The sequence below is a fragment of the Bacillus sp. 9.4 genome (assembly GCF_055486415.1).
This window is the reverse complement of the sequence record NZ_JBVFMU010000002.1, coordinates 851,430-870,830: the sequence shown is the minus strand read 5'-3', so window position 1 is coordinate 870,830 and position 19,401 is coordinate 851,430. Positions and strand designations below refer to the sequence as shown.

Here is a 19,401-nt window from a genome sequence, read left to right as displayed (position 1 = left end):
CTAATACTTGGCAATCTATCGACATATCCTGCAAAATGCCGTAAACCGGCAAGTCTTATGAAAGTAAAATCGGTTTATTACTAGTCATTTAGTACCATTAAATATCATTAAAAGATGATTTTATCTTAAATGTTAAAAAAACCTGTCGTTTTACAAAAACAGATGATAGATTATTAGTATAAATTTTGCAGAAAAAGGATGGAGGCCATAATATGAGTCAGAAAACAGACGCACCTTTAGAATCGTATGAAGTGAACGGCGCAACAATTGCCGTGCTGCCAGAAGAAATAGACGGCAAAATCTGTTCCAAAATTATTGAAAAAGATTGCGTGTTTTATGTCAACATGAAGCCGCTGCAAATTGTCGACAGAAGCTGCCGATTTTTTGGATCAAGCTATGCGGGAAGAAAAGCAGGAACTTATGAAGTGACAAAAATTTCACACAAGCCGCCAATCATGGTGGACCCTTCGAACCAAATTTTTTTATTCCCTACACTTTCTTCGACAAGACCCCAATGCGGCTGGATTTCCCATGTGCATGTAAAAGAATTCAAAGCGACTGAATTCGACGATACGGAAGTGACGTTTTCAAATGGGAAAACGATGGAGCTGCCGATCTCTTATAATTCGTTCGAGAACCAGGTATACCGAACAGCGTGGCTCAGAACCAAATTCCAAGACAGAATCGACCACCGCGTTCCGAAAAGGCAGGAATTTATGCTGTACCCGAAAGAAGAGCGGACGAAGATGATTTATGATTTTATTTTGCGTGAGCTCGGGGAGCGGTATTAGAAAAATAGGAAGGAGCTGACCGAACAGGGCAGCTCCTTTCATAAAGCTATGCCGTCGGAATTCCTCCGGTGATGCCATATACCTGAGATGTCACATAGCTTGAATTCTCTGAAGCTAGAAATACATAAACATCGGCCAATTCCACTGGCTGCCCAGCGCGATGTAATGGAGCTGGCGGCGTGCCTTGTCCGAATTTCGGGATGTTTTCCGTCGGCTGTCCGCCGGAAATTTGCAGCGGTGTCCAAATTGGTCCGGGTGCAACTGAATTTACTCTGATGCCTTTGGAAGCAAGCTGTTTTCCCAGTCCGACGGTAAAGCCGATAATGGCGTTTTTCGTTGCTGCGTAATCTAACAGCATCGGGCTTGGATTATAGCCTTCAACTGAGGTAGTTGTGATAATTGAAGCTCCCTCCGGCAAATACGGAAGCGCCGCTTTTACAACCCAGTAAAGGGAAAAGACGTTCACTTCAAAGGTTTTATAGATTTGTTCAGTAGGCAGATCTTCGATGTTTTCGACCGCTTGCTGTTTGCCTGCAACGAGCGCTAGCACATCAAGTCCGCCGAGTTCGTGATGCGACTGTTTGACTAGATCTTGGCAAAAGGATTCGTCGCTCAAGTCTCCGGGGATCAGCACTGCTTTTCGGCCTTCTGCTTCAATCAGCTCTTTTACCTCTTCAGCATCTGGCTGTTCCTCGGGCAAGTAGTTAATGGCCACATCGGCACCTTCTCTGGCGTAAGCAATCGCAGCAGCGCGGCCGATACCGGAATCGCCGCCCGTGACAAGCGCTTTTCGACCCGTTAGTTTACCGGATCCTTTGTAGCTTTTTTCTCCGCAATCAGGGACAGGCTTCATGTTCTTTTGCAGGCCTGGCGGCTCTTGATATTGTTCGGGAAATTCATCATGAAAAAATGCTTTTACAGGATTCGTAAGTTTTGAATCAGACATCAGAAACGCTCCTTTTCTGTTTGGTGTACATTCGTATGTGTACCCCTGAGCATAAGCAGAAAAACATGTTTTGGCAGTTTGAATAGTGAAGGAAAAAGAAAACGAGAAAAAACAAACCCTTCTTCCATATTTATCTTGTCAAATAAGACTATATGAATTATGATAAATTCGAGCTATAAATCAACTAAATATTGGGTGTTGGGGGAGTGAATCGTCATGAAAAAAGCGGCGGCGGTTTTGCTGTCACTCGGTCTCGTTTTCGGTTTTTCATACGGAGCTGACCATGTGGCGGAAGCCAAAACAAAGGTGAAGGTCTATAAGAACTGCAAGGAGTTAAACAAAGTATACAAAGGCGGAGTGGCTCGCACTTCGAAGGCGAAAAACAAAGGCGGAAAAACAAAGTACAAGCCTTACGTCTCTAAGGACCTTTATGATGCCAATAAAAAGAAAGACCGCGATAAAGATCTTATCGCCTGTGAACGTTAAACAAGAAAAAGCAATCTGATGACCAGATTGCTTTTTCTATTGCTTAGGCCGCCTGATCGGCCGCAGCGCTTTTCGCCTTCCTTGTCATAAGGCTGACTGCCATCATGACCGTGATATTCAAAAGCAGGGCGACGATGCCTACATTCAAGTCTTTTGCGGCTTGCGGCAGAGCCGGAAATAAAGTGCCGATCGTCGTTTCCGTCATTGTAATATAAGTAACTGCTCCGACACCTGCAATAATGCCGGCGAAGGCTCCTTGCTTTGTCACCATATTATGCTTGAACAGGCTGAACAAAAGGGCGGGGAATAGCTGTGTGACAAGGCTGTAGCCCATCAAAAGCAACGTAACGATGGTATTCCCGCCTTTGAAGGTAAAATACACCGAAATCAGCGCAATCACTGGCACTAAAAACTTAGCAAGAGCTGATACTTGCTGTTCTGTCGTGCGGGGCGCAATTACCTTGTACACATTTTTTGCAAACAGCGTGGAGGCGGACATTAAGATCATAGACCCTGGCACAAGTGCTGTCAGCAGTCCGGCAGCACCGATAATTCCGACAAACCAAGGGTCAAATGCTTGCAGAGACAGTCTCAAAAGCGATAGATCCCCGTCTGCGCCTTTCAGATCTGGAACTTGCAGGATAGCCGCGAAGCCGACGAAAAGGACAAAGAGCAGGACCAGCTGGTACAAAGGCATGATGATGGCGTTTTTACGAAACACTTTTGGGTTTTCGGCTGAATACGAAGCGGAAAACGTGTGAGGCCACATGTAAAACCCGAGCGCTGTCAAGAGTACGGTTGAACTGAACCAGGCCACACTTTGTCCCGATTCGGGGAGCGTAAGAAAGCCAGGCTTTGCCGTTTCAATCTGCTGAAACATGTCTTGAAATCCGCCGTAGTAATGAATTGGCAAATACACACCTAAAAACAGAACGACAACCAGAATCATGATGTCCTTCACAACCGATATCCAGGCAGACCCGTGAATGCCTGAAACCATAACATAAACCGTGATGGAAACAGCGCCGATCCAGATGGCGGCGGTCGGGGTGATTTTGCCGTACGAGGTTTCCGATACAATCAGCCCGAGGCCTTTCAGCTGCAGTACAAGATAGGGAATGAGTGCGGCGATGCCGACCAGTGAAACGAGAATGCCAAGCAGCGGACTGTTGTATTTTTTTGTGAAAAAATCAGACTGCGACATCAGTTTATGCTGTTTCGCGTACGTCCAAACTGCTGGAAGAAGCCAGTAAGAAAGGATGTAGGCCAGACATCCGTAGGCGATGATATAAAAGGCTGGACCGCCCTTTCCGTAGGCCCAGCCGCTGCCGCCGAGAAACGTAAAAGTAGTATAAATTTCGCCTGCCATCAAAAGGAAGACGAAAACAGTTCCGAAGCCGCGCCCTCCGACCGTCCACTGCTCCAGGTTCATGTCTTTTCCTTTTTGGGCGCGTATACCGAGAAAAATACTCAAAAGCAGGACACCGAAAATGATGATGAGAGCTGCATTCATTCTGCTTCCTCCTTTTTATTTTCCTTGTCGAGGACATACACAATCGCCATCAGCGCAGAGGTCAAAAGAGCCCACATCACAATATAGGCAAGAATAAACGGCATGCCGAACACATAGGGGGTCACCTTATTTGCAAAAGGGATGCCGAGTAAGATTCCGATAAAGGGCAAAGCGGCAAGAACGTGAATCAGTTTCATAGAATCCTCCTTCTATTTAGGATTGGGGTGTACAAGCCCAAGCGTACTGAAAATGATGGCGCAGATATGGCAGCACATGTCATTTGTTGGCGTGAAAGGCTGTGGTTCGAATTATAAATAAATTTATTTTGTTTGTATAGTGTGAATTGTCTGAAATTAATGCTCTGAATCGCCCGAAGAGGGAACGGGCAGTATGATTCAAAAGGCTCAGAGTCTGTCTGGGGCAAATAGATAGTATGTTAATAATTCGCTGACCTGCTCACGGATTCGCGGATTAAAATAGCGGTGGTTTTCTTCATAACCGTCGATGACAAATACATAGAGCGTAAAGGCCTCATCGCGTTCCACCTCGCGGATCGCAATTTTCCTTTTCCTCAGTTCTTTTCTGACCTCCATCAAATCCTTTTGTGCTATTTTTAATGATTCGCCGATAAGCTGTTTATAAGGATGCTTCAATTTTAAGGTGCTTTTTTCAATTCCGGCGAGATCACGGTTAAAAATCGTAATGGCCATAGGCAAAAAGAGAGCCCGTTCAATTAAATCGTATATTTCCTCCTGCAGATTCTGCATGTTGACTCCTTCTTTCCGAGGGAACGTTTGTTCTATTTGTATTCTATATCGGCTGGTGAAATGTTTCAAGACAGAAAAAATCACCAAAACTTTTTAGTTTTTTGCTGATAATGTGTAGAATAAGGATAGACAAACCCGGTAAGGAGTATAAATGTTGGAGCATTTTTTATCCTATTTGACACAAGAACATTTAACTGAATTATTTCAAAGCTATAGGGCTTTCGGCCCGATCATAGCTGTGCTGCTTCCTTTAATTGAAGCGTTTCTCCCGTTTTTGCCGCTGATCGTGTTTGTGGTGGCGAATACGAACTCGTTTGGCTTGTGGGAAGGATTCATTCTGTCTTGGGCAGGATCAACTGCTGGTTCCATTCTCGTATTTTTGATTGTCCGTCAATACGGACAGAGAAAATTGCTTGGATTTATCCGCAGTCATCCGTCTGTCAGAAAGCTGATGTTATGGGTGGAAAGACACGGCTTCGGTCCCATGTTTCTTCTGCTTTGTTTTCCATTTACACCGTCAGCCGCGGTGAATGTTGTTGCCGGTTTGTCAAGGATCGGAACGCGGCCGTTTATTTTGGCGGCAGCCTCGGGGAAGCTTGTCATGATTTTTATGATCAGCTTCATCGGATATGATCTGCACGCGCTGATTACACAGCCGATTCGAACGGTCATCGCCGTATTGGTGATCACTGTCTTATGGTATGTCGGCAAAAAGGTGGAGCGGTATCTGCATGTAAGAGCCAGTCAGCGTGAGCATGATGGAGGGAGACAGTAACATGAAAAAACGGTTTTGGTTTCTTGCCGGTGTAGTGTCCGTTGTTCTCGCCATTCAGGTTAAAAATGCTGTCTTTATTGATTACAAGGTAGAAGGCGTCAGTATGAACCCGACCTTCCAGGAAGGAAACGAATTGTTGGTCAATAAATTTTCGCATCGATTTAAAACCATCCATCGTTTTGACATCGTCCTTTTTAAAGGCCCTGATCATAAAGTGCTGATTAAACGGGTAATCGGCTTGCCCGGTGAAACGATCAAATATAAAGATGATCAGCTGTATGTGAACGGAAAGCAGGTTGCTGAGCCATTTTTGAAGCATTTGAAATCTGTTTCTGCCGGCAGCCATGTAACGGGTGATTTTTCTTTGAAAGATGTGACGGGAACAAGCAAGGTGCCGAAAGGAAAATATTTTGTCGTTGGAGATAATCGCATATACAGCTTCGACAGCCGGCATTTTGGTCCGATAAGAGAAAAAAATATTGTCGGTGTGATTTCTGATGCCGAATAAAAAGACGCTAATGGAAGAGGCGTCTTTTTGTATGCCGTTTGGAAAAATGTGTTGAAGAAAAATTTGTAAGGAGCTATAATCAAAATTGTTACCTGTGTAACAAAATTTATATATTTTTTTGATTGGAGGGCCGTTTTTATTGGTTTTTGTTCGTTTTTCATGAAACAAAAGGAGTGGTGAATGATGATGAAATATGAAGCAGTGATTATAGGAGGAGGGCCGGTTGGATTTATGCTGGCTTCTGAGCTTGCGATGGCCGGAGTGAAGGCATGTGTAATTGAACGGCTTGAAAAACCTGTTCCGCATTCCAAAGCGTTGACGCTGCATCCCCGAACGCTGGAGCTCCTTGAGATGAGAGGGATTTTAGAGCGGTTCGTATCCAAGGGAAGCAAGATACCTTCCGGACATTTTTCAATGCTGGATACCCGTCTGGATTTTTCAGGCTTGGATACGAGCTGTCCTTACACGCTTTTGCTCCCGCAGTCCAAAACAGAAAAGCTTCTTGAAGATCATGCACGAAGTCTGGGAACAGAGGTGTTTCGGGGTGCAGAGGCGCTGTCGGTTACGCAAAACGGGGAAGCGGTCCAAACGATTTTTAAGGATCGGGACGGCAGTGTACGGACGATCACAAGCAAGTTTGCCGTTGGGGCAGATGGCGCCGGAAGTACCGTCCGGAAACAGGCGAAAATTGAGTTTCCGGGAACAGACAGCACTGTCACCGCTGCGCTTGGGGATGTTGTGCTCCTTTCTCCGCCGCCGTCAGGCGTGCTGTCCCTTTGCACAAAAGAGGGCGGTGTTATGATTGTTCCGTTATCTTCAGACCGATATCGTGTCGTTGTGATCAGCCCTTATCGCACGCAAACGCCGAAAGATGTGCCTGTGACTGAGGAAGAGCTGAAAGCTGACCTCCTGCGAATTTGCGGAACTGACTTTGGTTTAACCGACCCTTCGTGGATGTCGCGGTTCGGGAACGCCGCGCGCCAAGCGAAACGGTATCGGGACGGCAGAATCTTTCTTGCGGGTGATGCCGCGCATATTCATTTTCCGGCGGGCGGGCAAGGACTGAATGTCGGCCTTCAGGATGCAATGAACCTCGGGTGGAAACTGGCGGCGGCCATCAAAGGCTCTGCGCCTTCGTGGCTTTTGGACAGCTACCATGACGAGCGGCACCCGGCAGCTGAAGGGCTCCTCAGAAACACAGAGGCACAGACAAAGCTGATCGATTTCAGTCAAGCAGGCCTCCATTTGCGAAGCATGATGTCGGAGCTGCTGGCCTTCCCTGATGTGAATCGATATGTAGCAGGGCAAATTTCTGCACTCGATGTCAGATATGAAGCTGATCGTACCATGCCGCCGAATTGTTTGAACGGGGCACGGCTCCCTGACATGAAGCTGATTCTTTCCGACGGCAGTTCGGAATGGCTGTACAGCTTTCTCCAAAACGGGTCATTCGTTTTGCTGTCATTGAGGCAGGAAGCTGATGAGCATATCGAAGTGAAAGGCTTACGTACGGTAACCGCCTCGCTTGCCGAACCGAATGAAAAGTTGCGGGATGTGCATACCATATTGATTCGTCCCGATGGACATGTAGCCTGGGCGGTGGATGCATCAGCGCCCGATTGTGCCGAGGTGATTCAAAAAGGGATCAGCCGCTGGTTTTCCGTCACCAGCCGAATATAATTCAATTCGATTGTTTCATCTGTAACAAAACGGTATGATAGAAGAAACAATCGAATGAAAAAGGATGGAAAACCCGATGAACACAGATCATACGAAACGCAATCTTTTTGAATTGTATGCGGAGCTCATTCATCAGCAGGAGAAATGGGAGGGTCTTATTAAAGTCTTTTTATCTGACGAATTGAGGAAGCTGGATGTAGAGCACGGGAGTAAATCTCAATTGACGATGACAGAAATTCATGTTCTATCCTGTGTCGGGGACAATGAACCAATTAATGTCACGTCGATAGCAGAAAAAATGAATACGACAAAAGCGACTGTATCACGCATCAGCACAAAATTGCTCGGCGCAGGCTTCCTTCACAGAACACAGCTCAGCGATAATAAAAAGGAGGTCTACTTCCGATTGACGCCTGCTGGAAAAAAGCTGCACAGTCTGCACAAATATTATCATCAGAAGGCTGAACAGCGTTTTCTGTCATTTTTTGACCGCTATACCGAGGAAGAGATTCTTTTTGCGGAACGGCTGTTTCGGGATCTGGTGACAAAATGGTATCCATCGTCAGAAGAAATTGAAGGGGGTCTCCCGAGCATTTTTAAATAAAAAACACGCACTGCGGTGCGTGTTTTTCGCTTTTTTCTATCTTTTTCAAGGCTGTAACGTAAATCAGATTTCCTCTTGAAGAATGAAATTCAAGATGTTCAGGAATTTGCACTGCATTTACGATATGTCTATTAGTATCTTTATTTTATACGTTTTTTACTGTGTTTTTGATGCTTTGTTTTCAAGTGAAATAGGGTCTTCTGTTTTAGTTCTCCTAATCTTTACAGAAATACCTACTAGAATGACCGCCATAGTTGTAAATATTCCCATGGTTAATAAGATCGTATCCTGATTTAAACTCCATCCAATTAAGAAAGAGATGATCGCTCCTCCGAAACTTGCCGAGGCAATAAATAAACTTGTAACTTCGTCAACGTACTTCTGAATAATGATTGATGCTAGTGTTAAAGCAATGGGAAATATCCCCGCTATACTTAGGCCAATCAAAAATGTACCACTCAATTGAAGTATTGGGTTACTTATATAAGAGAAGGCAATCAACAAAACAATTAAACAACTACAGCTAAAAAGAAGGTATTTGGAAAAATCAAGCCTTCTACTTACGAAACCAATCAATATTCTTCCTATGATGATCCCTACCCAGAAAAAGGAGACACTTATAAGACTAATTTGTTCATTGTCTTGGTTTATCATGATTGAAGGTAAAAAGTTGGCAAAATTTGTTTCAATTCCAGCATATAGGAAAGCAAAAAATACAAAAAAGCCTAATTGCTTTGATTTTTTTCTATCTCCTATAAAGTATTGAAATGCTCCTCCGTCTGGAAAGGTCACTTGTTGGTTAGCATTCTTAGCGTACTTTCGGTTCTTGGACAAGAAAATGAACCACCCTACGAATAGGACGAATAAAAAGGTGAATATACAGTAATACGGTAAAAACCAGTTATTGATATCTATGAAGGAATTAATTAATAATGGGAAAGATAAAGCGCCTAATCCAAAGAGAACTTCCAGCTTACTCATTTTTTCTGCATTACTTTCGAAATTAGCTATAACAAATGAACCAACTGTCGTTTCTAATGTGCCTGCCCCATATCCTAAGAGAAAAGCCATTACAATAATATAATACCAATCCTTAGTTAGAAAAAAGATACTTAACGCTGCAAGCATTATTGTCAAAGCTAAAGTAAGTGTCCTAAAATGACTGTATTTCTTAATCATTAACGGTGCGATTAATACTCCGCTTAGAAATCCGGTAAACTGAAAAAAGATTATGACTGAAATATCATCTGTTGTCTTGTTAAAAGCCTCTAATAGAAATGGTGTCAAACTCCCTGTTGATATATGGATAATACCTACTGTAAAAAAGAAAGCATATCCAAATAAATATGTCCCTCTTAACATTCATTTCACCCCTATATGAAAAAGCAGGAAAATAAATTCCTGCTTTTTTAGTAACTTCTCTCTTTGAAATACTAGTTGACTGCTGAAACAGACATTGGTTGAGAGTTGCTGTCTTTCTCAAAGAACATTTCTAACACTTCCTGAGATCTAAAACCATCACTAAAAGAAGGGATCTCAACCCAATCATTCTGAGTTGATGCAATCCAATTGATTAACTCGCTTCTAAAAGAATCAGCCCATCCATAAAACTCGTTTGGCGGATCGTTTAATAGGCTTTGCGGTACTGGGCAGTCTACCACGTTCAAGCCATCTATGAGCTTGTAAACGTGAGGATTACTTGTGTGGTATTTAAACTCTTTTTTGTGTCCAACTACCTCAATGCTAAAACCACAGTCTTCAGGTACAGAACATTTTGATGTGATGATATTTACAAATACCTTGTTCTTCAGCTGGCCATAAATTTCTGCATAGTCATCTACAAGTACCTGTTTATCCTCTTTTGTTTTTACATTTGTGTTCATTTTTGCCCTTACTGATTCTGTGATGAAATCACTCTCAAACAAATACCATACCATGTCAATAAGGTGAATACCCAGATCCCCCAATGATCCACTCGTCTTCTTACTGTTAGCGTCATCTCTCCAAGTAAACTTCTTACGCCTAAGTGCACTATTTTTCTTGAAGTGTACTTTTATGGACAGTATGTTACCTAGTTCATTATTGATAATTAAGCTTTTTAAGATATTTACGTAAGATAAATATCTATAATTAAATCCCATACTGGCTCTTACGCTCAACCTTTCAGCAGTATCTTTCATTATGCTTGCTTCTTCAAGAGAAATAGCCATAGGCTTTTCACACAAAACATGCTTATGTTTTCCTAATGCTTGCAAAGCATGTTCTTTATGGCAAAAGTTTGGTGATGCTACAATTAAACCTTCTGAGGCATCAATTAGTTCATCTACGTTTTCAAATGACTTCCCGCCGAAAGTTTTCACAAAGCTTTCTGCATTTTGTTGATTTATGTCATATACCCCTACTAACTCTGCATTTTTTATTGTAGATAAAGCAGTTGCATGCGCTCTTGCAATACCACCTGCACCTATGATGCCGATCTTCTTCATTTTTATTTCCTCCTCATGATCCAATTAATTTTTTTAAGGTATTAGTAATTCCTTTTGAGTACTCACTATCAGTTATAAGGTGGTGCAAGTTTTTGGCTTCCTGTGTTGCATTTTTGAGCAGATATCCATTCCCTACTGTCTGTAGCATACGAACATCATTTCCACTATCCCCAAATGCGATAGCTCTTTCGGTATTTAGGTTGTATTTCTCTAACATAAACGTTACAATTTCATTCTTTCCTGTCCCTGTGGGGATAAAATCTACATCATAGCTGTCTTCTGGATCGCCTGCTAAGGGATTACACCGATTTATATTTACTGAAACGCCGTATTCCTCGCAGATTTTTTCAATTGCTAATAGGTTTTTCTTGTCGTTTATTTCATCTTGTTCCTGATAGTAGAAGTTATGCTTATACCGTGACTTTCCTAATTGAGTTTGAGGATTCAAAAGAATGTTATGATTTTCATGTAGCTGTTGCACAAGTTTTTCAACCTTTTCTTTACTAAACCCTTCATTTATGCGACTGTTCCACTTATTATCTTGCTGTCCGAAGTTATGCTCAGAAAAGTACGTAATTTCAGTTCCAAGATCACTAGCTATAAAATGCGGAAAATATCTAAATTTTCCTCGTCCCATTTTATCGAGAATAGATTCTATACTGCTTCCAGTAACCCATCCGATTATTAGCTCCCCATCTTTACTTTTTTGTTCTAGATAGTCTTCGAGTTCATAGATGTCTTGTTGCTTTTGTTCGTCGATTGTATGCGGAAAATACGTTTCATCAAAATCACAAAAAACAATATACTGAGGATGTTCAACTGTGGATAACGTTTTATACTCCGATTTCTTGCTTAATAACATGAAACAGTCCCTCCATTACTCTGTCTTGTTCTTCTAAAGTAAATGACGGATATAAAGGCAAATGCAGTACCTGACTATGAGCCTTTTCCGTATGAACCAATTGGAGTCCTGCATACTTGTCCTGTACTAAAGGAGTTTTTTGCATATGAGACAGTATTGGATAATATACATCTGTTTGAACACCAAAATCTTCATTTAATTTAGTCATGATATCTGCCCTATCTTCTGTTCTTACCTTAATAGGAAACAGATGCCATACATGATCTTCACTTAATTCTGGTAATTCAATATAGCCTTTATTCTGCAACTCTGCTAATTGGGTAATATATCTATCCGCCAAGAACAGTCTTTTGAAGTTGTTTAATGAAAGGTACTTCATTCTCTCTAAACCAATTGCTGCCTGTAAATTGTCCATTTTTGAATTAAATCCAAAATTGATGACTTTCTTATTTTTCACATTTACTTCAAAACCATGATAACTAAATTGAATGCATTTTTTAGCGAGTTCTTCATTATCAGTTGCTATTGCTCCAGCCTTGCCACATACACCAAAATTCTTATAGGGATTAAAACTTAATGTAGTGATGTCTGCATACTTTCCTAAGTCTGTCAGGCCAATTCCTTGGCAGGCATCTTCAATTACTTTTAATTTATAACGATTTGCGATTTGACGGATATGCTGCATGTCTGAATGTTTTCCGTATAAATGCACAGGTAGAATAAACTTTGTATAAGGAGTTATTGCTTCTTCAATTTTGTCAGGATCGATGCAGAATGTTTGCGGGTTAATATCTACATAGATAGGAACGCCTCCTAAAGCTAACACAGCATTTTCAGTAGCTGAAAAGCTATTAGCCGGCATGATAACTTCATCCCCTGGGTTTAACCCTAAAGCCAATAAACCTATCATAATAGCATCGGTTCCACTGCTGGTTGCAATTACATACCTTTTATGTAAATATGTAGATAAAACGTTTTCGAATTGCTCTAAATAGGAACCACTCGTAAATTTTCCAGTTGGCAAAACTTCAGTTAATGTATTTAAGATATCTTCCACTTCATCATTGGTTATTAATCTGTCTACAGGCAAAAAAGGGACTTTACTGATTTCACGATTTTTTTGATAGTTGAAAAGATCATGTTCAATATCTATCTTTTCTTTTAATACTTGTTTCCACCGCTCGTTTACAATACTGTCTTCAATAACAAGTTCTTTTCCTTGTACGTCACCTTTTAAGTGTTTTAATAGTGACATGTTTTCTTTGCTTTTACCTGAAATCTTAACCTGTTTTTGCATGAACAGTACCTCCAATGATTTTATAATCTAAAAATTTATTACAAATTTATCCTAATTTCTGAAATCGGTAACATGTCAACAACTTTTTTAAGGAAGGGAAAATATGCCTACAATTGATGAAATAGCAAAATTATGCAACGTGTCTAAAACCACAGTGTCAAGAGTATTGAATAATCATCCGTATGTGTCGAAAGAAAAAAGAGATATGATCTTAAAGGCAATTAACGATCTTGACTACACTCCCAATTATTTAGCTCGGAATTTTAGGAGAAATAAGACACAAACGATAGCTTTATCGGTTCCGAGTATTGACCATCCATTTTTTGCTCAATTAATAAAAGGGGTCTCACATGAAGCACTGTTTAAGAATTACAAGGTAATTGTATTTCAGACCTTTTATGACAAACAGACAGAGCTAGAATTGTTAGAGTTATTGAAGCATAAAGAAGTGGATGGTATTATTCTTGGAACTTTAGAAAATGAATGGGATCAGATATCCCCTTTTTTAAAGTATGGTCCTATCTTATTATGTAATGAATATCATCACTCAGCGGACATCACGATAATTGGGTATGATGAATTTGAAGCTACATACATGGGGGTAGTACATTTAATTGAAAGAGGGCATAAAAAAATTGGGTTTTGTTTTGATACTCCATATAGCGAAGCTCAATGTCAGAGGAAAGAGGGTTACTTGAAAGCTTTACAAGATTACAATTTACATCATAGAAGCGAATGGATATTCGGCGAAATGTTTAATATCGAGGATGGCTTTCGTGTTTTTCATAAGATAAAGGATCTAAAGGACAGACCCTCAGCAATATTTACAGGAAATGATCAAGTCGCCGCAGGGATTATTAAACAGGCAATGAAAAATGGCTTTAAAGTTCCAGAAGACTTAGCTGTAATTGGTTTTGACAACCAATTGATTTGCCAAGTCGTTACTCCGACCATAACAACAATTGATATTCCCGTAATAGAATTAGGCCAACAGGCTGTGTTGAAAATCATCGAGTCCATTTCGGGTAATGCCTCTTTAAACAGAAGAATTATTAAACTGCCAACAAAGCTTATTATAAGAGAATCAACGTAACGATAGATTTCCCTTTATCATTTTATATCTTTATATAAGAAAAAGAGGTTATTCATTTTAACCTCTTTTTCAATAGTAAGTCGTCAATTATTTCTTTCACTTCACCCTCTGGCAGCACTCACTTCAAATCTGATCCATTAACAACGAAATATCCACTTATATTTCCCCATCTCGATGGTTTGCGAATTAAAAGTTCTTGAACCCTTTTTTTAACTAGGCATTACTGCCGCTAATCGAGCTCTTTTTGTCTTTTTTTTCACCATGAAGATGGTGAAGCAGGCGATAAAACGGCGGCAGCAGGGCAATAACCAGAATGACGCGAATGACCTGAACCGCAACGACAAAGGTGGAATCAGCATGTAAGGTAACAGACGTCGTCGCCATCTCTGCAATCCCGCCGGGCGCAAATGCCAGAACAGAAGTGATAAGCGAAATTCCTGTCAGCTCGGAAACGATCACGGCGCTCAAAAACATTGCTGCGATTAAACCGACGGACGAGACAAACCCGACGATGATAATACGGGTGACGCCGGCAAACATGCTTTTGTACATCTTAGAGCCGATCGTTGCCCCGAGAAATACTTGTGATACATGGTTAGCTTGTGACGGCCACCATGCCATCATGTCGTGCCCTGTCACCGCAGCTCCGCCAACATGTACAATTGCTACACCGAGCATGCTGCCGAGCAGCCATGGAGCTGGAAATTTTAAAAATTTCGCAGCTTTGCAAGCTCCCCAGGCAGCGAGAATAAGAATGACGGTCCACAAAACGGGAGCGAGCCTAAAATCTGTCGTTGCAGAAGAAATCGTCTCTGCTGCGGCACTTGCGGTACGATCTTGTTTTGTATAGATCAGAATGACTAAAAACGGAATGGAAAGCACCACGAGCAGCACACGCATCATTTGAACGAGGCTGACTATAGCGGTATTGGCGCCTACTTCCTGTGCGATGCTCGGCATGGCGGAAAGCCCGCCGGGAGCGGTGCCGACAAAGCTAGTCATCATATCCGTTTTGCTGAAACGCCAAAGCACATATCCTGACAGCATGGCCAGCAGGATAGACAATATCAGCATAACGCCGACTGAAAACCAATGGTCTTTGAGAACAGAGAGAACGGATAAATTCAGCTTTTGGCCCAATTCGATGCCGAGGATCATCTGCCCGAGGGCGAGCCATCGTCGGTTAATTCCTTTTTGGTCTGGTGCCATCATCAGCCATGCCGGCCGTATCATGGCGAGGCAGCAGGCGACAATCAGTGTTCCGATCATCCATCCAATTGATATTCCGGTTAATGAAAGAATAAACCCCCCGGCTGCACTGATTGCGATAAACCATAGATCTTTGAGGAGATTTTCGTCTTTCTTCAATGTAAAACCCTTCTTCCTTTTTCACGTAACACTCCAATTGTTCACGTAGTGAATGTATTTATTACTATAGTATATTTTTGTTGATAAAGAAATTATGAATTATTTTCTATAAGCGATTCACTTTTCTTATGACCTTGTGTTCGAGCTTCTCTATTGTGTAAGTCAGAGATAAACCCGCTGTCAGCAGACATACGGCAAGAGCGTAAAAAATCACTTCTCCGCCAAATGATGTCAGGATCAGCCCGCCTGCCAGCGGTCCGATTGAGCGGGATATATCCCAATGCAGACCATAGACAGCATAAAACCGGCCCAGCAAATGAGGCGGCGCCAATTTCGATATGAAGGTCTGGATGTGGGTTAGCCCGATGCTTTCGCCAACCGTCATCACCGCTGCCGTCACTAAAAGCATTGTCAGAGAGGTTGAGCATGCAAAGCCGGCTGCCGCAAGGGAGTAGCAAATATAAGTAATGAAGAGGATCGTTTTCATTGAAAGCTTTTCGGTCCCTTTGACAAGAGGTACTTGGAGAACACAGCTGAATAAAGCTTTTGCTGCTGAATAGATGGTCAGCATGGACAGATAATCAGAAAACATGTTTTTGCTGAACAGTCTGTATGTTGTTTCTGTTTGTGCATATAACATGCTGATGGGGAGAGAGAGCAGCAAAAGAAGCAGGACAGGCCTGTATATCGTAAAGCTCGCGGACATTTTCGGGGTAACAGCTGGGTGTAGCGGCTTTGTCTCTGGCAGTTTCAGTGCAGCGATCAGAAAGTAGATAAACAATGCTGCAGCATCTAATGCGAATATCCACACGGGGTTATGATTGTACAGAAGCAGCCCCACTAGCGGTCCTGCCGTCAGACCCGCTGAATAGATCGCATTGATGACCGCAAACACTTCCGAACGTCTGCTTTCCGGCGTGCTTTCGGCGATTTGGGCGCGGGAAGCAGGAATGTACAACGACCTTCCGATGCCATTCATGACATAGAGAATAGCGATAACATACGCATGCTCAGCAAATACAAACCCAGTCATTGCCGCTGATTGAAGAAGCAATGCGGTCAAAATCGCTGTGCGCCGCCCAATCCGGTCCGCCGCCTTTCCTACAGCGAGCGTCAGGAAAATATCAGCAAATGGCTGAAGGCTAATGATCAGCATTGGCATCATGATACTGCCGTTTAATTGTTCATGCAGATACAGCACCATAAAAGGTCCCATCATTGCACCTGTCAGGCTTGTCAGCAATTCGCCGAAAAAGCGGAGCCGAACGGGAGCGGTATATCTCGATTTTATAGAGTGAAAACTGGCCAACATGTGATCGCCGCCTTTCGCTGTTTGATATAGTAGTAGTGTATAGAAGGGGCGGCGGCCCAAAAAGTGAAGAAAAGAAGAGATAAAAGTTCCCCTTTTGTCGGGAGGTGCGGGGATTGAAGCTGATAGAGCACTACGTGGCGCTTGTAAAAACAGGCTGCGCCGAGTATGGGCAAATGAACGAAATGACGCTTACTGAGATTGCCGACTGTTTATTTTGTACAGAAAGAAATGCAAAGCTCATTTTACATAAGCTGGAGAACAGCAATTGGATTATCCGGGAAAGCGGGGCGGGGCGCGGCCGCAAATCTAAAATCGCGTTTCTTCGGAGGCCTGAGGAACTGCTTCTTCAAACTGCAAAGGAATATACCATGTCAGGAAAGCTTAAAAAGGCAAAGGAGCTGCTTCAGCAGTATCAGTCCGCGTTTCCGGGGCTTCAAAACGAATATAACATGTGGCTTTCAGAGGTATTCGGATTTGTGACGGAGACAGGCGAGAATGGGGCGAAGGATGTCCTGCGGCTGTTCATCACGCCTGAATCTGTCAGCAGTTTGGATCCATGCCAAATATTTTTGCGGTCTGAGGGCCATTTCGTCAAACAGATATTTGATACACTCTTCACGTTTGATTCGGATATGCAGGAGCCGAAGCCTCATTTGGTTCATGGATGGGAAGAGGTCGGAAAAAAACAATGGAGATTTTTTCTTCGAAAAGGTGTGTCATTTCATAATGGACAGCCGCTGACATCGCGGGACGTTGCGTTTACATTTCAGCGCTTTTTGGAACTGGGTGACAACCCGTATAAATGGCTTCTGCACGGAGTGAAACAAGTCTTAGAAAAGAGCCCTTATTGTGTGGAACTCATACTCGATAAGCCGAATGCGCTTTTGCCGTATGCTCTTTGTGATGAACGGCTGTCCATACTGCCGGCAGAACAGGGCGGCGGGAAAAATGGAACAGGGCCTTTTCAGATGAATCAGCAACACAGCGGGATGCTTGTGCTTGAAGCCAATGAGCGCTACTTCAAGGGACGCCCCTATTTGGATCGCGTTGAGTTTGTGTTTTCTGAGCAAGCCGGAGAGATGAACGGTTTTACCATTCAAGAAAAACAAACATGTCCTGAGCAGCAAACTGTTTTTGATGAGCGGCATGTTCAGTATTTGTCGCTCAATCTGAAAAAGAAGGGGCCTCTTCAACACCGAAGCTTTAGAAAAGCGCTCCGGCTGCTAATTTCCTCTGAACGGCTCGTTCGTGAAGCGGGAGGGCACCGAAGTATCCCGGTTACGTCCTTTTTGCATCCGAGTTCTTTTGAGTGGGAGGGCGTTTCACCATCTGAATTGTTGAAGAAAAGCGGATACGAGGGCGAAACAATCGTGCTTTATACCTTTTCGGAAACGGATCATCGTGAGGACGCCGAATGGATTCAAAATATTTGCGCCCAGCACGGTATCAGGCTTACACTTCAATTCTGTGATTCTGCTGATCTGCGACGGCCGGAAATCTTGCAGATGGCGGATATCATTCATGACAGTGCGACGTTTTATCAAGACAGCGAGCTTGGTTTTCTGCATTTGCTGCTGTCGGAGAACAGTTTCTTGTATCAGCATCTATCTGAAAAGCTGACACAGATATGCTCAGGAATGACGGAGCAGATGTTTTCCATGCCTGACCGCTGTTCGAGAATCGACATCCTGCGTGACATTGACCGGCAGATGATACAGGAGCTGAATGCGATTCCGCTGTATCAAAATGTGCTCCAGGTGACATCAAGTAAAAATGTAAAAGGCCTGGTGCTTGATGAAGAGGGATGGATTGATTTGTACTCCGTATGGCTGTCCAAATAAAAAGAGGGTTCTTTTTTGAACCCTCTTTTTTACGCTGCCATGCTGCGACATTGTTCAGCACAGGTGAAGCAGGCTTTCGCACATGCTTGGCAATGATCATGATCGTGTTTTCCGCATTCAGTGCCGCATGCTTCACAAATATCGGCGCAAAGTGCACAAATTTCTTTCATAAACGGGCTGTCCGTTTGCATGGCTTTGACCGCCAGCGCGCAAATATCCGCGCATTCCCTGTCAAGCCGGATGCATCCGCTGAGATGATGCTGCATGCTTTCTTCCAAGCATTTAGTAAAACAATGATTGCAAGCCTTCATACAATCGCTGCAAGCCTCAATACAAGCTTCAGAATATTGCTCCATGGTTGATTCCCCCTGTATGACAGTATATGGTTTTATGTTTCCCGGCTGCATTTGAAAAAAACAGGGGAGTGTGTTTTTAGCTGAGGTGATATGTACATATACCCTGAACGGGTATATCTAACGTTCCATCAGATAGTATAGGAACCAGACAGCGTGATTTTGTTCATCACGTGCTGCGCGTGTAAAGACGCCTTTCGCTTTTAAGTTTGACGTTTCCTCGGCCGCACGCAAGTAAAAGTCGACGGTTTCTTGTTCATCTTTAAAAGCGGCGTCCAGTCCTCTTGTGAAATTGTCCGGGCATTCTTCCGTTTGTTTCGGCATGATGTGTTTGCCGGTAATTGAACCATACAGTGTGGAAAATTCACGGAGGTGGCGAATCTCGTCACGCCTGATTTCTTCAATCTGTTTTCTGACCTCATCGCTGTGGGCGAGTTCGGCAAGCTTGCGGTAGCATTGAATTGCACTGAATTCTCCGTTGATGGCCTTCTGCAAATTCCGAATCAAAACAGGATCTTCCCTGTATGGCACCGGATAGGGATAGTAGCTGTAATGCAAGGGGATTCAACTCCATTCTTAGGAATTGGGCTTCTGTAAAAGCATATGTTGGGCAGGGAGAGATGTGCGGAGATAATCAGCTTTTTATATGTGAAAAGGCCGTTTTTACCAATAGATCAGATTGGTCATTTTCGTCAACATTCGATAAAATATATAGAGAT

The 19,401-nt window shown here is 42.9% G+C and carries 20 protein-coding genes; 8 read left to right on the top strand and 12 right to left on the bottom strand.

What is annotated here, in order from left to right; translation table 11 throughout:
* Window positions 1-212 precede the first annotated feature (212 nt).
* Window positions 213-791, top strand: coding sequence for a competence transcription factor ComK (gene comK / locus ACZ07B_RS11070; RefSeq protein WP_003245329.1), 579 nt, complete (start codon window positions 213-215; stop codon window positions 789-791).
* A gap of 46 nt (window positions 792-837) precedes the next feature.
* Here comK and ACZ07B_RS11065 read toward each other — a convergent pair whose 3' ends face one another.
* Complete coding sequence (locus ACZ07B_RS11065; protein WP_123373340.1) at window positions 838-1,737, bottom strand: SDR family oxidoreductase; 900 nt, start codon at window positions 1,735-1,737, stop codon at window positions 838-840.
* A 216-nt stretch (window positions 1,738-1,953) separates the two neighbouring features.
* Between ACZ07B_RS11065 and ACZ07B_RS11060 the strand changes: the two genes are divergently transcribed.
* On the top strand, window positions 1,954-2,223 hold the full coding sequence (locus ACZ07B_RS11060) for an excalibur calcium-binding domain-containing protein (RefSeq protein ID WP_003224373.1): 270 nt from the start codon (window positions 1,954-1,956) through the stop codon (window positions 2,221-2,223).
* A gap of 43 nt (window positions 2,224-2,266) precedes the next feature.
* On the opposite strand, the gene ACZ07B_RS11055 is transcribed toward ACZ07B_RS11060, so the two are convergent.
* From ACZ07B_RS11055 to ACZ07B_RS11045, 3 genes are all read right to left on the bottom strand, one after another.
* Window positions 2,267-3,736: a sodium:solute symporter family protein gene (locus ACZ07B_RS11055; protein WP_262119611.1), complete on the bottom strand. Its 1,470-nt coding sequence runs from the start codon at window positions 3,734-3,736 to the stop codon at window positions 2,267-2,269.
* Window positions 3,733-3,933 carry a DUF3311 domain-containing protein gene (locus tag ACZ07B_RS11050; protein ID WP_003224377.1) on the bottom strand — a complete coding sequence of 67 codons (201 nt, stop codon included), beginning with the start codon at window positions 3,931-3,933 and terminating at the stop codon, window positions 3,733-3,735. The genes ACZ07B_RS11055 and ACZ07B_RS11050 overlap by 4 nt, the downstream gene beginning before the upstream one ends.
* A 207-nt stretch (window positions 3,934-4,140) precedes the next feature.
* The gene (locus ACZ07B_RS11045) at window positions 4,141-4,503 is read right to left on the bottom strand and encodes a hypothetical protein (protein WP_464877183.1); all 363 of its coding nucleotides are present in this window, start codon (window positions 4,501-4,503) and stop codon (window positions 4,141-4,143) included.
* Between the two features lie 151 nt (window positions 4,504-4,654).
* On the opposite strand from ACZ07B_RS11045, the gene ACZ07B_RS11040 reads away from it, so the two are divergent.
* The 4 genes from ACZ07B_RS11040 to ACZ07B_RS11025 all read left to right on the top strand — a co-directional run bounded on the left by ACZ07B_RS11040 (window position 4,655) and on the right by ACZ07B_RS11025 (window position 8,070).
* Window positions 4,655-5,278 (top strand): TVP38/TMEM64 family protein, encoded by a 624-nt coding sequence (locus ACZ07B_RS11040; protein ID WP_464877182.1) that lies wholly within the window; start codon window positions 4,655-4,657, stop codon window positions 5,276-5,278.
* A gap of 1 nt (window position 5,279) precedes the next feature.
* On the top strand, window positions 5,280-5,786 hold the full coding sequence (gene lepB / locus ACZ07B_RS11035) for a signal peptidase I (RefSeq protein ID WP_003233128.1): 507 nt from the start codon (window positions 5,280-5,282) through the stop codon (window positions 5,784-5,786).
* A 180-nt stretch (window positions 5,787-5,966) separates the two neighbouring features.
* On the top strand, window positions 5,967-7,466 hold the full coding sequence (locus ACZ07B_RS11030; protein ID WP_464877181.1) for a monooxygenase: 1,500 nt from the start codon (window positions 5,967-5,969) through the stop codon (window positions 7,464-7,466).
* A gap of 76 nt (window positions 7,467-7,542) precedes the next feature.
* Window positions 7,543-8,070 (top strand): MarR family transcriptional regulator, encoded by a 528-nt coding sequence (locus ACZ07B_RS11025; RefSeq protein WP_041335554.1) that lies wholly within the window; start codon window positions 7,543-7,545, stop codon window positions 8,068-8,070.
* Window positions 8,071-8,226: 156 nt separating this feature from the next.
* Here ACZ07B_RS11025 and glcP read toward each other — a convergent pair whose 3' ends face one another.
* The 4 genes from glcP to ntdA all read right to left on the bottom strand — a co-directional run bounded on the left by glcP (window position 8,227) and on the right by ntdA (window position 12,715).
* The gene (gene glcP / locus ACZ07B_RS11020) at window positions 8,227-9,432 is read right to left on the bottom strand and encodes a glucose/mannose transporter GlcP (protein ID WP_251186895.1); all 1,206 of its coding nucleotides are present in this window, start codon (window positions 9,430-9,432) and stop codon (window positions 8,227-8,229) included.
* Window positions 9,433-9,503: 71 nt separating this feature from the next.
* Window positions 9,504-10,556, bottom strand: a complete 1,053-nt coding sequence (ntdC, locus tag ACZ07B_RS11015) for a glucose-6-phosphate 3-dehydrogenase NdtC (protein WP_464877180.1) — start codon at window positions 10,554-10,556, stop codon at window positions 9,504-9,506.
* A 13-nt stretch (window positions 10,557-10,569) separates the two neighbouring features.
* Entirely contained in the window at window positions 10,570-11,418 is an 849-nt protein-coding gene (gene ntdB / locus ACZ07B_RS11010) for a kanosamine-6-phosphate phosphatase (protein ID WP_024572383.1), read from the bottom strand.
* A complete protein-coding gene (ntdA, locus tag ACZ07B_RS11005; protein WP_349611985.1) occupies window positions 11,390-12,715 on the bottom strand; it encodes a 3-dehydro-glucose-6-phosphate--glutamate transaminase in 1,326 nt (441 codons plus the stop codon). The genes ntdB and ntdA overlap by 29 nt, the downstream gene beginning before the upstream one ends.
* 103 nt (window positions 12,716-12,818) lie before the next feature.
* Here ntdA and ntdR point away from each other — a divergent pair, with 103 nt between their 5' ends.
* Complete coding sequence (gene ntdR / locus ACZ07B_RS11000; protein WP_213418815.1) at window positions 12,819-13,808, top strand: NTD biosynthesis operon transcriptional regulator NtdR; 990 nt, start codon at window positions 12,819-12,821, stop codon at window positions 13,806-13,808.
* 213 nt (window positions 13,809-14,021) lie between these two features.
* Here ntdR and ACZ07B_RS10995 read toward each other — a convergent pair whose 3' ends face one another.
* Window positions 14,022-15,176: an AbrB family transcriptional regulator gene (locus ACZ07B_RS10995; RefSeq protein WP_160244067.1), complete on the bottom strand. Its 1,155-nt coding sequence runs from the start codon at window positions 15,174-15,176 to the stop codon at window positions 14,022-14,024.
* Window positions 15,177-15,282: 106 nt separating this feature from the next.
* Window positions 15,283-16,488 carry an MDR family MFS transporter gene (locus tag ACZ07B_RS10990; RefSeq protein WP_464877179.1) on the bottom strand — a complete coding sequence of 402 codons (1,206 nt, stop codon included), beginning with the start codon at window positions 16,486-16,488 and terminating at the stop codon, window positions 15,283-15,285.
* 113 nt (window positions 16,489-16,601) lie between these two features.
* Between ACZ07B_RS10990 and ACZ07B_RS10985 the strand changes: the two genes are divergently transcribed.
* Window positions 16,602-18,329, top strand: a complete 1,728-nt coding sequence (locus tag ACZ07B_RS10985) for an ABC transporter substrate-binding protein (RefSeq protein WP_464877178.1) — start codon at window positions 16,602-16,604, stop codon at window positions 18,327-18,329.
* 29 nt (window positions 18,330-18,358) lie between these two features.
* Here ACZ07B_RS10985 and ACZ07B_RS10980 read toward each other — a convergent pair whose 3' ends face one another.
* Complete coding sequence (locus ACZ07B_RS10980; RefSeq protein WP_101169446.1) at window positions 18,359-18,685, bottom strand: four-helix bundle copper-binding protein; 327 nt, start codon at window positions 18,683-18,685, stop codon at window positions 18,359-18,361.
* Between the two features lie 117 nt (window positions 18,686-18,802).
* Window positions 18,803-19,240, bottom strand: a complete 438-nt coding sequence (locus ACZ07B_RS10975; protein WP_003245806.1) for a ferritin family protein — start codon at window positions 19,238-19,240, stop codon at window positions 18,803-18,805.
* Window positions 19,241-19,401 lie beyond the last annotated feature (161 nt).